Here is a 13,185-nt window from a genome sequence, read left to right as displayed (position 1 = left end):
CCCTCACAGGAGCTAGCCATGTCAGATCCCATCGTCATCGTTTCCGTCGCCCGCACGCCCATGGGCGGCATGCTGGGCGCCTTGTCCGGCCTGGCCGCGCACGAGCTGGGCTCGATCGCCATCAAGGCCGCCGTCGAACGCGCCGGCATCAAGCCCGAGCAAGTCGAAGAAGTCATCATGGGCAACGTACTGCAGGCCGGCCAGGGCCAGGCCCCGGCGCGCCAGGCAGCGCTGGGCGCCGGCCTGCCGCTGGGCGTGGCTTGCACCACCATCCACAAGGTCTGCGGTTCGGGCCTGAAGGCCGCCATGTTCGGCCATGACCTGCTGGCCGCGGGCAGCGCCAACATCGTCGTCGCCGGCGGCCAGGAAAGCATGAGCAACGCGCCCTACCTGCTGCTCAAGGGCCGCCAGGGCTATCGCTACGGCCACAACACCGTGTACGACCACATGGCGCTGGACGGCCTGGAAGACGCCTACGACAAGGGCAAGGCCATGGGCGTGTTCGCCGAGGACTGCGCCGCCAAGTATTCCTTCACCCGCGAACAGCAGGACGCGTTCTCGCTGGAATCGCTGCGCCGCGCCCGCGCCGCGTCGGAAGACGGCAGCTTCAAGTGGGAAATCGCCCCCGTGACCGTGGCCGGCCGCAAGGGCGACACCGTGATCGACACCGACGAGGCCCCCACCAAGGCCATGCCGGAAAAGATCCCCACCCTCAAGCCCGCCTTCAAGAAGGACGGCACCGTCACCGCCGCCAACTCCTCGTCGATCTCCGACGGCGCCGCCGCCATGGTGCTGATGCGCGCCTCCACCGCCGAAAAGCTGGGCGTGAAGCCCCTGGCCCGCATCGTCGCCCACAGCCAGCACTCGCAAGAGCCGAACTGGTTCACCACCGCTCCCGTGGGCGCGCTGAAGAACCTGTTCGCCAAGACCGGCTGGAAGGCCGAGGACGTGGACCTCTACGAAATCAACGAAGCCTTCGCGGTGGTCACCATGGCCGCCATGGCCGACTTCAAGCTGCCGCATGACAAGGTCAACGTCCACGGCGGCGCCACCGCCCTGGGCCACCCGATCGGCGCGTCCGGCGCCCGCCTGATGGCCACCCTGGTCGGCGCGCTGCGCAAGACCGGCGGCAAGCGCGGCGTGGCCACGCTGTGCATCGGCGGCGGCGAAGCCGTCGCCATGGCGATCGAGATGATCTGACGCAACGCCGGGGGGCTTCGGCCTCCCGGCTTTACGACGGATTCCGCTGCGCCTTTCTTGCATGGCGTCGTAGCGCGACGGGTCGGTCGCGCGCCGTGCAGGAAAGGCGCAACGAAATCCCTCTTCGGTATCCCTAACCGACAAGAATGCCCGGCCCACCGGGCAGCGAGACAAACCGCTCCACGAGCGCCTTCAAATTTCCAACAAGCAGGACGGGTGGAACCCCATGCCCATCATCGAATCCCGCATCAATCCGCGGTCGCAGGACTACACCGACAATGCGCAGGCCATGCAGGCGCAGCTGGACGATCTGGATCAGCAACTGGCCCATACCGCGCTGGGCGGCAGCGAAGCCGCGCGCGCCAAGCACGTGGCGCGCGGCAAGCTGCTGCCGCGCGACCGCGTTGAACACCTGATCGATCCGGGCACGCCGTTCCTGGAACTGTCGCCGATGGCGGCGCACGGCATGTACGGCGGCGAAGCCCCGGGCGCCGGCGTCATCACCGGCATTGGCCGCGTGGCCGGCACCGAGTGCGTGATCGTCTGCAACGACGCCACGGTCAAGGGCGGCACCTACTACCCGATGACGGTCAAGAAGCACCTGCGCGCCCAGGAAATCGCCGCGCAGAACCATCTGCCCTGCGTCTACCTGGTGGATTCGGGCGGCGCCAACCTGCCGCAGCAGGACGAGGTCTTCCCTGACCGCGAGCACTTCGGCCGCATCTTCTACAACCAGGCGCAGATGTCCGCGCAAGGCATTTCGCAGATCGCCGTGGTGATGGGCTCCTGCACCGCTGGCGGCGCCTACGTGCCCGCCATGAGCGACGAGTCCATCATCGTCAAGAACCAGGGCACCATCTTCCTGGGCGGCCCGCCGCTGGTGAAGGCCGCCACCGGCGAAGAGGTCAGCGCCGAGGACCTGGGCGGCGGCGACGTGCACACGCGCCTGTCCGGCGTGGTCGACCACCTGGCCGCCAACGACATGCATGCGCTGCAACTGGCGCGCAACGCGGTTGCGCGCCTGAACCGCAAGAAGCCGCAGCCGCTGGCCACCGTACCCGTGCGCGAGCCGCGCTACGACCCCAGCGAACTGAACGGCATCATTCCCGCCGACACGCGCAAGCCCTACGACGTGCGCGAAGTCATCGCGCGCATCGTGGACGGCTCCGAGTTCGACGAATTCAAGGCCCGCTTCGGCCCCACGCTGGTCACCGGCTTTGCGCACATCCACGGCATGCCTGTCGGCATCGTGGCCAACAACGGCATCCTGTTCTCGGAGTCCGCGCAGAAGGGCGCGCACTTCATCGAACTGTGCGCGCAGCGCAAGATTCCGCTGGTGTTCCTGCAGAACATCACCGGCTTCATGGTCGGCCGCAAGTACGAAAACGAAGGCATTGCGCGCCACGGCGCCAAGATGGTGACGGCGGTGGCCACCGCCAACGTGCCCAAGTTCACGGTGCTGATCGGCGGCTCGTTCGGCGCCGGCAACTACGGCATGTGCGGCCGCGCCTATTCGCCCCGCATGCTGTTCATGTGGCCCAACGCCCGCATCTCGGTCATGGGCGGCGAACAGGCCGCAAGCGTCCTGGCCACGGTCAAGCGCGACGGCATCGAGGCCCGCGGCGGCCAATGGTCCGCCGACGAGGAAACCGCATTCAAGGCGCCGATCCGCGAACAGTACGAACGCGAAGGCCATCCCTACTACGCCACCGCGCGGCTGTGGGACGACGGCATCATCGCCCCGGCCGACACGCGCCGCGTGCTGGGCCTGGCCTTGTCGGCGGCCTTGAACGCGCCCATCGAGGACACCAAGTTCGGCGTGTTCCGCATGTAGGGCGGCATGGCCGTCCCCATTGCAGCCCAAGAATAATTTCAGCCTGGATGACATCCATGTTCGACACTTTGCTGATTGCCAACCGCGGTGAAATCGCCTGCCGCGTGGCCGCCACCGCCCGCCGCATGGGCATCCGCACCGTCGCGGTGTATTCCGACGCCGACGCCAACGCCCGCCACGTCGCCGCCTGCGACCAGGCCGTGTACATCGGCGGCTCCGAGCCGCGCGCCAGCTACCTGCGCGCCGACGCCATCCTGCAAGCCGCGCGCGATACCGGCGCGGGCGCCATCCACCCCGGCTACGGTTTTCTCTCCGAGAACGAAGCCTTCGCCGAAGCCGCCGAAAAGGCCGGCATCGCCTTCGTCGGCCCGCCGGCCTCTGCCATCGCCGCGATGGGCAGCAAGTCCGCCGCCAAGTCGTTGATGGAAAAAGCCGGCGTGCCGCTGGTGCCTGGCTACCACGGCGACAACCAGGACCCGCAATTCCTCAAGACCCAGGCCGACGCCATCGGCTACCCCGTGCTGATCAAGGCCAGCGCCGGCGGCGGCGGGAAGGGCATGCGCGTGGTCGAATCGTCGGGCGCGTTCCTGGATGCGCTGGCCTCGTGCCAGCGCGAGGCCGCCTCCAGCTTCGGCGACGACCGCGTGCTGATCGAACGCTATCTGCAGAAGCCCCGCCACATCGAAATCCAGGTGTTCGCCGACACGCACGGCAACTGCGTCTACCTGTTCGAACGCGATTGTTCGGTGCAGCGCCGCCACCAGAAAGTGATCGAGGAAGCCCCGGCCCCGGGCATGACCGAAGAGCGCCGCCGCGCCATGGGCGAAGCCGCCGTGGCCGCCGCGCGCGCCGTGGGCTACGTGGGCGCGGGCACGGTGGAGTTCATCGCCGAGCCCGACGGCCGTTTCTACTTCATGGAAATGAACACGCGCCTGCAGGTCGAGCACCCGGTCACCGAAATGATCACCGGCCACGACCTGGTCGAATGGCAGCTGCGCGTGGCCGCCGGCCAGCCGCTGCCCGCGCGCCAGGAAGACCTGCGCATCCAGGGCCACGCCATCGAGGCCCGCATCTACGCCGAGAACCCCGAGAAGGGCTTCCTGCCGTCCATCGGCACCCTGGCCTACCTGGGCCTGCCGGCGCACACGGCATTCGCCAACGGCGACATCCGGGTCGACGGCGGCGTGCGCATGGGCGATACCATCACGCCGTTCTACGACCCCATGATCGCCAAGCTGATCGTGCACGGCGCCGACCGCGACCAGGCCCGCGCCCGCATGCTGCAAGCGCTGGCCCAGACGCAGGCCGTGGGCGTGCAGACCAACGTGGCCTTCCTGTCGCGCCTGATGCAGGACAGCGCCTTCGCCGCGGCGGATCTGGACACCGGCCTGATCGAACGCCAGCGCGCCACGCTGCTGCCCGAACCCCAGGCCGCCAGTCCCGCCACGCTGGCACTGGCCTGCGCCGCCGTGCTGGTGCGCCAGGGCCTGGCGCAGCCGGGCGCCGCCGGCGGCAAACAGCCCGCCGATCCCTGGGACTCGCGCGATGGCTGGCGCCTGGGCGGCCGCTACCAGCGCCAGCTGCAATGGGTGGACAACGGCGAGACCCGCCGCGTCACCGTCGCCCGCCAGGGCGGCGCCTGGACCCTGGACAGTGGCGCGGGACCGCAAGCCTTCCTGTGGCGCGCCCACGCCAGCGCCAACCCCAACCTGGCCTACGGCCTGCGCATCACGCTGGACGGCCATGAAAGCGCCGGTACCGTCGTGCTGCACGCCGACCGCGCCCACGTCTTCGGCGAAGCCGGCGTGCACGTGCTGGACCTGTACGATCCGCTGGCCCATTCACAGGACACGCAGGGCGAACACGGCGGCGGCCTCACGGCGCCCATGCCCGGCAAGATCATCTCGATCTCGGTCAAGGCCGGCGACACCGTGGAAAAGGGCCAGCCGCTGCTGGTGATGGAAGCCATGAAGATGGAGCACACCATTTCCGCGCCCGCCGACGGCAAGGTCTCGGAAGTGTTCTACGGCGTGGGCGATCAGGTGACGGAAGGCGCCGAGCTGGTCGCCATCGGCGAGTAGTCAGGCGCGCAGTAACAAAATCGTCATCCTCCCCGCTGCGCGCGGGTGCATCATGGGCGCTCCTGCATTTTCACAGGAGTACCCATGATGAATTCAACGCCATCCGAATCCGCGGCGCCCCGCCTGTTTCCCACTCTGCGCTGCCGCGATGCGGACGCCATGCTGCGCTGGCTGACCGGCGTGCTGGGGTTCACCGAACACGCCGTCTACCGCGACGACGGCGCCGTGCAGCATGCGGAACTGGCCTACGGCAGCTCGATCCTGATGCTGGGACCGGACCGCGACGACGCCCATGGCAAGCTGGTGGGCGACCTGCAAGGACGCCGCACCGACGCGCTGTACCTGGCCGTGGATGATCCGGACGCCTTGCATACGCAGGTCCAGGCCTCGGGCGCCACCATCGAAACCCCACCGTACGACACGGCCTACGGCAGCCGCGAGTTCGCCTGCCGCGATCCGGAAGGCAATCTGTGGAGCTTCGGGACTTACTGGCCCAAGGCGTAGCGGCAGGCGCATCCAAGCGTCGCGCGATTTATGCGTTTTTCGCAATCATTTATGGAAATAGATTGTCCTTGTTATAAATAAGCAAGGACTCCTATGCTCCTCGCAATGTCATCCGACAGCGACGAGGAGATTCCGATGAGTGCGGTTCTGCAAGCGAAGGCGTCGCCGGCAAACATGGTGCCGGCCGGCGTGGACCTGGTGGAGTACTACTACGAGCGCGGCTTCACGGACGGCTTGCCGGTCGTCCCGCCGACCCAGGAGAAGATCGACGAGATCGTGGCCCGGCTGGGCGGCGATGCCCACTTCGTGGAAGCGCGGGTGGCGCCGCGCTGGGGCGAGCTGACGCGCGAAGTGCTGGCCATCAACATGGTGATGGCCGGCTGCAAGCCCGAGTACGCGCCGGTGGTGCTGGCGGCGGTAAAAGCCGTCACCGACCAGGCCTTCAACCTGAACGGCGTGCAGGCCACCACGCACGTGGCCGCGCCCCTGCTGGTCGTCAACGGGCCGATAGCGCGCGAGATCGGCATGAACGGCGGCGTCAACGCGTTCGGTTCCGGCAACCGCGCCAACGCCACCATCGGCCGGGCGCTGCGCCTCATCATGCTGAACGTGGGCGGCGGCTGGCCCGGAGACCTGGACAAGAGCACGCTGGGACATCCCGGCAAGTACACCTACTGCGTCTGCGAGAACGAGCTGCAAAGCCCGCTGGCGCCGTATCACGTGGAACACGGCTACAAGGCCGAGGACTCCACGGTGTTCGCGATGGCGGCTGAAGCCCCGCACAGCGTCACCAACCACATCTCGAACGACCCCGAGGGCATTCTCGACACGATGTGCTCGGCCATGAGCACCATCGCGTCCAACAGCGCGGTGCTGGGCGGCCACATCGCGGTGGTACTGGGCCTGGAACACGCGCAAACCATCGGCAAGCACGGCTGGTCGCGCTCCGACGTGCGCAACTACCTGTACGTAAACCACGGCAACCGCTTCATCGACCTGGCCTACGGCCACCGCTACGGCAAGGTCTACAACCGCAACCTGCCCAAATACTACAAGCGCAACGACGACACCCGCATACCCATCGTGCACAGCCCGGACCACATCCATCTGTTCGTGATGGGCGGCGAGGCCGGCCGCTTTTCCGTGCTGATACCGGGCTGGGGGCATATGAGCACGCCGGTGCTGCGGTCGATCGAAGGCGCGAGCGCCGACGCCGGCGACTGCACCAGCGGCGCCTGCGCCATCTGACGCGGCATCCGGACCAGACAACCAGGAGATCGGAAATGTTGATGAACAACGGGGAAAAAGTCGCGGTGTACGACCCGCGCGGCGCTTTGCGCTTCGAAGACGCGCCGGTATCGGCGCGCAAGAAGGACCTGGCCGGATTGCGGCTGGGCATCCTCGACAACTCCAAATGGAACGCCAATAAGCTGCTGCGCGGCGCGGCGGCGGCCCTGGGCGAGGACATCGAATTCGCCGAGGTGAACTACTACGTCAAGCACAGCTTCTCCAAGGATGCCGCGCCCGAGCTGATCGCACGCATCGCGGCCGAGAACGATGTGGTGCTGACCGCCATCGGCGATTGCGGCTCCTGCTGCTCGGCCTGCGTGCGCGACTCCATCGCGCTGGAGCGGCTGGGCATAGCCAGCGCGGTCATCATCACGACCGAGTTCGCCCGCGAGACCGAGCTGACGCGCCAGGCCATCGGCATGAAGACGCTGGAGCCCGTGGTGATCGCGCATCCGGTCAGCTCCATCACGGCCGAGGAAGTGGCGCAGCGCGTCGCCCAGATCAAGGAACAGGCGCAGCAAGTGTGGCTGGGCACGAAGGCGCCGATGCAAGTGCGCGTGGAATTGCAGTAACAACGGCAACCGGCAGCACGGCGACTACAGGGAGACGGAACGATGGGCGCACTATCGCATCTGCGGGTGCTGGACCTTTCGCGCGTGCTGGCGGGCCCCTGGGCCAGCCAGTTGCTGGCGGATCTGGGCGCGGAGGTCATCAAGATCGAACGGCCCGGGCAAGGCGACGACACCCGTGGCTGGGGCCCGCCATGGATCAGCGACCCGCAATGGGGCGACGTGGCGCAGTCGGCGTACTTCGCCGGCGCCAACCGCAACAAGAAGTCCGTGGCCGTCGACATTGCCACAGCCGACGGCCAGCGGCTGGTAGCGGCGCTGGCCGCGCAATGCGACGTGCTGATCGAGAACTTCAAAGTGGGCGGCTTGCAGGCATACGGCCTGGACTACGACACGCTCAAGCGCAGCCATCCCGGGCTGGTGTATTGCTCCATCACCGGCTTCGGCCAGGACGGCCCTTATGCCAACCGGCCGGGCTACGATTTCCTGATCCAGGGCATGGGCGGCCTGATGAGCATCACCGGCCGGGGTGACGGGCAGCCTGGCGCAGGGCCCTTGAAAGTGGGCGTGGCGCTGACGGACATCCTGACCGGCCTGTACGCCACCGCGGGCATCCAGGCGGCGCTGGCGCACCGCGACCGCACCGGCGTGGGCCAGCACGTCGACGTGGCCCTGCTGGACGTACAGGTGGCCGCGCTGGCGAATCAGGCCATGAACTTCCTGGCCAGCGGCCGTGAGCCCGCCCGGCTGGGCAATGCGCATCCCAACATCGTGCCGTACCAGGACTTCGCCACCCGCGACGGCCACGTCATCGTCACCGTGGGCAACGACGCACAATTCCGCCGCTTCTGCGGCGCCATCGGCCGCCCCGACCTGGCGGACGATCCGCGCTACGCCACCAACACGGCGCGCCTGGCGTCGCGCGATGCGCTGATTCCGCAGATCCAGGCGCAGATGGCGCAGCAGTCCAGCACGCACTGGCTGGCCACGCTCGAAGCCCTGGGCGTGCCTTGCGGCCCCATCAATGGCCTGGCGGAAGTATTCGCCGATCCGCAAGTCCTGCAGCGCGGCATGCGCGTGCCGATGCCCGACGCGCAACCGGGCTGCGCCGAACTGGTCGGCAACCCCTTGCATCTATCGGGCACGCCCGTGGAGTATCGCAGCGCGCCTCCTGTACTGGGCGCCCATACGGAACCGGTCCTGCGGGACATACTGGGACTGGAGCCAGCGGCGCTCGCCGAACTGCGGCGCAACGGCGCGATCGCCGCCGCATCCTGAGTAGCTGTGCCTTACACAAGAATGAGACTAGGGAGACAAACCATGGAACCATGCATTCTGGCGCAGGACCCCTCAAACCCGTTCAGGCGCCGCCTGTTGATCGGAGCCGCTGGCGCAACCCTGGGTACGCTTTGCGGCGGCGTCAGGGCGCTGGCCGCCTCCGACTACCCGTCCAAGCCGCTGCGTGTCGTCATTCCCTATCCGCCCGGCGGTCCCACCGACATCGTGGGCCGCATCGTCGCCGCGACCTTGGCCGACAAGCTGGGGCAATCGGTCGTCATCGACAACCGGCCCGGCGCCAGCGGCATGATAGGCGCCGACGCCGTGGCCAAGGCGGCGCCGGATGGCTACGTGCTGTTGATCAATGTCTCAGGCCAACTGGTCAACCCGGCGCTGTACGCCAACATGTCGCATGATCCGCTCAAGGATTTCCGCGGCATCACCAATCTGGCCTCCACGCCGATCCAGCTGGTGGTCAGCGCCAACTCTCCGGTGCGCTCGGTCGCCGATCTGGTGGCGCTGGTGCGCTCGCAACCTGGCCGGCACAATTTCGCCTCGTCCAGCAACGGCACGCCGGGCCATCTCGCCGGCGAAGTGTTCAAGACGGCCGCCAAGCTCGATGTCACGCACATCCCCTACAAGGGCAGCGCGCCGGCGCTGACCGATGTGATCGGCGGCCAGGTCACCTACATGCTGGATTCCATGCCGTCGTCGATCAGCCTGGTCAAGGGCGGCAAGCTGCGCGCACTCGCCGTCACCTCGGACAAGCGCGTGGCCGCCTTGCCTGACGTGCCTACCTTCGCCGAACTGGACTATCCCAGCGTCAACCTGACCACCTGGTACGGCATGTGGGCGCCGGCGCAAACGCCGCCTGAACTGGTCGCACGCATCTACCAACAGGTGAACGCGGTGCTGCAACAGCCTGACGTGCGAGCGCGCCTGGCCGACGCGCAGGCCATGCCGGTGGGTGATACGCCCGAACACTTCGACGCGTATTGCCGGTCCGAAGCGCAGCGCTATGCCGAGATCGTGCGGCTGGCCGGGATCCGGCTGCAATGAACGCCGGCCACTCCCCCCGCCACGCGCGGGTGCTGATCCTGGGCTCCGGACCGGCGGGCTATGCCGCCGCGGTCTACGCTGCCCGCGCCAACCTGAGGCCGGTGCTGATCGCGGGCATGGCGCAGGGCGGCCAGCTCATGACCACGACGGACGTCGACAACTGGCCTGCCGACGTACACGGCGTGCAAGGACCTGACCTCATGCAACGGTTCCAGGACCATGCGCTGCGCTTCGGCACCGACGTCATTGCCGACCACGTGCAAAGCGTGGACCTGTCGCGGCGCCCCTTCACCTTGCGCGGCGAACGCGCGACCTACACCTGCGACGCCTTGATCGTGGCGACGGGCGCGGTCGCGCGCTATCTGGGACTGGAGTCTGAACAGGCCTACATGGGCAGAGGGGTGTCCGGCTGCGCAACCTGCGACGGCTTCTTCCATCGCGGCCGCGATGTCTGCGTGGTGGGCGGCGGCAACACCGCAGTCGAGGAAGCGCTCTATCTATCGAACATTGCGCGCTCCGTTACCTTGGTCCACAGGCGCAACACCTTCCGCGCCGAGCCCATCATGCTGGACAAGCTTCATGCAAAGGTCGAGCAGGGCTTGATCCGGCTGAAGCTGGACAGCGTGCTGGACGAGGTGCTGGGAGATGCCGGCGGCGTCACCGGCGTACGGATCCGGCGTTTGTCCGACGCCAGCTGCGTAGAACTTGAAGTGAGCGGGTGCTTTGTCGCCATCGGCCATCGTCCCAGCACCGAACTGTTCGAGGGGCAGCTGGCGCTGGAAGACGGCTACATCGTGACGCAGGCCGGCCGCAAGGGACTCGCCACCATGACCAGCGTAAGCGGCGTGTTCGCCGCTGGCGACGTGCAGGACCATGTGTACCGGCAGGCCATCACCAGCGCCGGCAGCGGCTGCATGGCGGCGCTGGACGCGCAGCGCTTCCTGGAACAGACCGCGGCCTGAGCCTCAGGCGCCGCCGCGGCGGGCGCGGCGCGCAGGCGCAACGACCTGCACCCAGTCGCTGCGCAACTGCGCCAGGAAGCCGCTGGCGCTGGGAGTCAGGCCGCGCTCCTTGAGGAACACCACGCCTATAGCCTGGCTTAATGCGGGCTTGGTCAGCGGCCGCGCGACCAGGTCCGCACTCAGCGCGGCCGGCACCGCGCCGCCAGGCACGATGGCGATGCCCACGCCGGCCCAGACGCATTGCATCACGGTGGCGAACTGGCTGACGGTCACGGCGTGCCGCAACGGCACGCCCGCGATCGACGCGTGGCTGTCGATCAGGCGGCGCGTCTGCGCCTCGCGCGGCAGTGAGACCAACGCATACGGCGCCAGCTGCTCAAGCGTCACGCCGGTCTGCGTGGACAGCGGATGCTGGCGCGGCATCACTACATGAAAGGCCTCGCGGCCCAGCGACACCACCGAGAAGTCCCCAGGCACTTCGTCGACATAGGTAATGCCCATGTCGGCCACGCCGCTGCGCACATCGTCCAGCACCGTGCCGTGCACGCCCTCGCGGATCTGCAATTCGATACGGGGCCGCGATTCGCGGTAGCGGGCGACGATGCCGGGCAGCTGCGTATAGGCCACCGACATCACCGCCGACACGATGCTGCGGCCGCGCTGCTCGTCCGAGATCTCACGCATGTTCTCGTAGGAAATGCGCAGGTCGGACAGCATGCGGTTCGCCAGCGACACGAACTCCTGGCCCGCCGGCGTGGTTTCGACGCGGCGGGTGGAACGATGAAACAGCTCGACGCCCAGCGCCTTTTCCACGCGCTGCACCGTGCGCGTAAGGGCGGGCTGGGAGATATTCAGCGTAAGTGCGGCGGCGACGAAGCTGCCGCACTCGGCGACCGTGCTGATTGCCTGCAATTCGCGCGAGCTGAGATCGGGAAGCGTGGCCATGGATGGAATCCCTGCGGCGGTCGTTTTATGCTGGAAACAGAAGTATAGGTTTCATGCAGCCATCGCATGCATGAATAGCAGGCTCTTAGTTTCCCGTCAGCCACTTGTCCCTAGAATGCGGGGTCCGGCGCCCGTCACGCGCCCATCGCGCCATCCTCCATGCCCGCCCCCGACTCCCCCAGTCAGCTGCAACGTCCCGCCTTCCTGCATTACCTGTTCGCGCGCATCGGCGCATCGCTGGCCTTCCAGATCGTCTCGGTCGCGGTGGGCTGGCAGATCTATGCGCTGAGCGGCAGCGCCCTGGACCTGGGCCTGATCGGCCTGGCGCAGTTCCTGCCCATGGCGGCGCTGACCCTGGTGGTGGGCCATGTGGCCGACCGCTACGACCGTCGCAAGATCGTGGCGGTGTGCATGGCGCTGGAAGCGCTGGCCACGCTGGTGCTGGCGATCGCGGCCCTGCATGGCGTGGGCGGCAAGACGCTGATCTACGCCACCATCATCATCATGAGTTCGGCCCGCGCCTTTGAAGCGCCGACCCTGGCCACGCTGATCCCGGCGGTGGTTCCGCGCGAATGGCTGCCGCGCGCGACCGCGCTGGCGTCCTCCGGCGGCCAGATCGCGCAGATCGCCGGCCCCGCGCTGGGCGGCGTCGGCTACGGGCTGGGAGCAGGGTGGATCTATTGCGTGGCGGCGGCCCTGTACCTGTCGGCCTTCGCCTCCATCGCCACGCTGGTCATCGAACGCGCTCCGCCGCGCAAGGAACCGACCACCTGGCGCACGCTGTTTGCCGGCATTACCTTCATCTTCCAGCGCCGCCTGCTGCTGGGCACCTTGTCGCTGGACCTGTTCGCCGTGCTGCTGGGCGGCGCCACGGCGCTACTGCCCATCTTCGCCAAGGACATCCTGGACGCCGGTCCCTGGGCCCTGGGCGCGTTGCGTGCCGCCCCCGCCTGCGGCGCCGCGCTCATGTCCTTGACGCTGGCGCGCCTGAGCCTGGGCGAGCACGTGGGGCGGCTGCTGTTCGGCGCGTTGATCGTGTTCGGGCTGGCGACCACGGTATTCGGCCTGTCGACCTCGATTCCGCTGTCCATCGGCGCGCTGGTGGTGCTGGGCGCGGCGGACGCGGTCAGCGTGGTGGTGCGCTCGTCGCTGGTGCAGCTGAACACGCCCGACCATATGCTGGGCCGCGTCAGCGCGGTGAACACGCTATTCATCGGTACGTCCAACCAGCTGGGCGAATTCGAGTCCGGCGTCATGGCCGCAGCCTTCGGCGCGGTGCCCGCGGTGGTGATCGGCGGGGTCGGCACGATTGCCGTAGCGGGGTTGTGGATGCGGTGGTTTCCGGAGCTGAGGAAGCTCAGGAGCTTGCACGCGCCCTGATGCGATGAGGCGCGGCTCCCCCTGGCAGTGCCTGAGAATCTTGATACAATAAGAATCATTATCATTTGATCAAGCCATGCCTA

Annotated in this window: 11 protein-coding genes; 10 read left to right on the top strand and 1 reads right to left on the bottom strand. The window is 67.7% G+C overall.

The genetic code is table 11. The features are described from left to right. Positions 1-18 precede the first annotated feature (18 nt). The 9 genes from BRO63_RS32545 to trxB all read left to right on the top strand — a co-directional run bounded on the left by BRO63_RS32545 (position 19) and on the right by trxB (position 10,777). Complete coding sequence (locus BRO63_RS32545; RefSeq protein WP_059376625.1) at positions 19-1,200, top strand: acetyl-CoA C-acetyltransferase; 1,182 nt, start codon at positions 19-21, stop codon at positions 1,198-1,200. Between the two features lie 226 nt (positions 1,201-1,426). Continuing rightward, positions 1,427-3,034 (top strand): carboxyl transferase domain-containing protein, encoded by a 1,608-nt coding sequence (locus BRO63_RS32540; protein ID WP_088143649.1) that lies wholly within the window; start codon positions 1,427-1,429, stop codon positions 3,032-3,034. A 56-nt stretch (positions 3,035-3,090) separates the two neighbouring features. Next, positions 3,091-5,115, top strand: coding sequence for an acetyl/propionyl/methylcrotonyl-CoA carboxylase subunit alpha (locus BRO63_RS32535; protein ID WP_088143648.1), 2,025 nt, complete (start codon positions 3,091-3,093; stop codon positions 5,113-5,115). 84 nt (positions 5,116-5,199) lie between these two features. Further along, complete coding sequence (locus tag BRO63_RS32530) at positions 5,200-5,619, top strand: VOC family protein (protein ID WP_256943452.1); 420 nt, start codon at positions 5,200-5,202, stop codon at positions 5,617-5,619. A 135-nt stretch (positions 5,620-5,754) separates the two neighbouring features. After that, a complete protein-coding gene (locus BRO63_RS32525) occupies positions 5,755-6,867 on the top strand; it encodes a hypothetical protein (protein ID WP_088143647.1) in 1,113 nt (370 codons plus the stop codon). A 35-nt stretch (positions 6,868-6,902) separates the two neighbouring features. Then, on the top strand, positions 6,903-7,481 hold the full coding sequence (locus tag BRO63_RS32520) for a UGSC family (seleno)protein (RefSeq protein ID WP_088143646.1): 579 nt from the start codon (positions 6,903-6,905) through the stop codon (positions 7,479-7,481). 42 nt (positions 7,482-7,523) lie between these two features. Beyond that, positions 7,524-8,756, top strand: coding sequence for a CaiB/BaiF CoA transferase family protein (locus tag BRO63_RS32515; protein WP_088143645.1), 1,233 nt, complete (start codon positions 7,524-7,526; stop codon positions 8,754-8,756). A gap of 42 nt (positions 8,757-8,798) precedes the next feature. After that, positions 8,799-9,815, top strand: coding sequence for a Bug family tripartite tricarboxylate transporter substrate binding protein (locus BRO63_RS32510; protein ID WP_088143644.1), 1,017 nt, complete (start codon positions 8,799-8,801; stop codon positions 9,813-9,815). Beyond that, positions 9,812-10,777, top strand: a complete 966-nt coding sequence (gene trxB, locus BRO63_RS32505; RefSeq protein WP_088143643.1) for a thioredoxin-disulfide reductase — start codon at positions 9,812-9,814, stop codon at positions 10,775-10,777. The genes BRO63_RS32510 and trxB overlap by 4 nt, the downstream gene beginning before the upstream one ends. 3 nt (positions 10,778-10,780) lie before the next feature. On the opposite strand, the gene BRO63_RS32500 is transcribed toward trxB, so the two are convergent. Beyond that, positions 10,781-11,722, bottom strand: a complete 942-nt coding sequence (locus tag BRO63_RS32500; RefSeq protein WP_088143642.1) for a LysR family transcriptional regulator — start codon at positions 11,720-11,722, stop codon at positions 10,781-10,783. A 159-nt stretch (positions 11,723-11,881) separates the two neighbouring features. Here BRO63_RS32500 and BRO63_RS32495 point away from each other — a divergent pair, with 159 nt between their 5' ends. Continuing rightward, positions 11,882-13,102: an MFS transporter gene (locus tag BRO63_RS32495; protein WP_088143641.1), complete on the top strand. Its 1,221-nt coding sequence runs from the start codon at positions 11,882-11,884 to the stop codon at positions 13,100-13,102. Positions 13,103-13,185: the final 83 nt, after the last annotated feature.

Origin of the sequence: Achromobacter xylosoxidans (assembly GCF_002192695.1) — a bacterium.
Classification (GTDB): domain Bacteria; phylum Pseudomonadota; class Gammaproteobacteria; order Burkholderiales; family Burkholderiaceae_B; genus Achromobacter; species Achromobacter xylosoxidans_C.
This window is presented reverse-complemented; position numbering and strand designations above follow the sequence as displayed.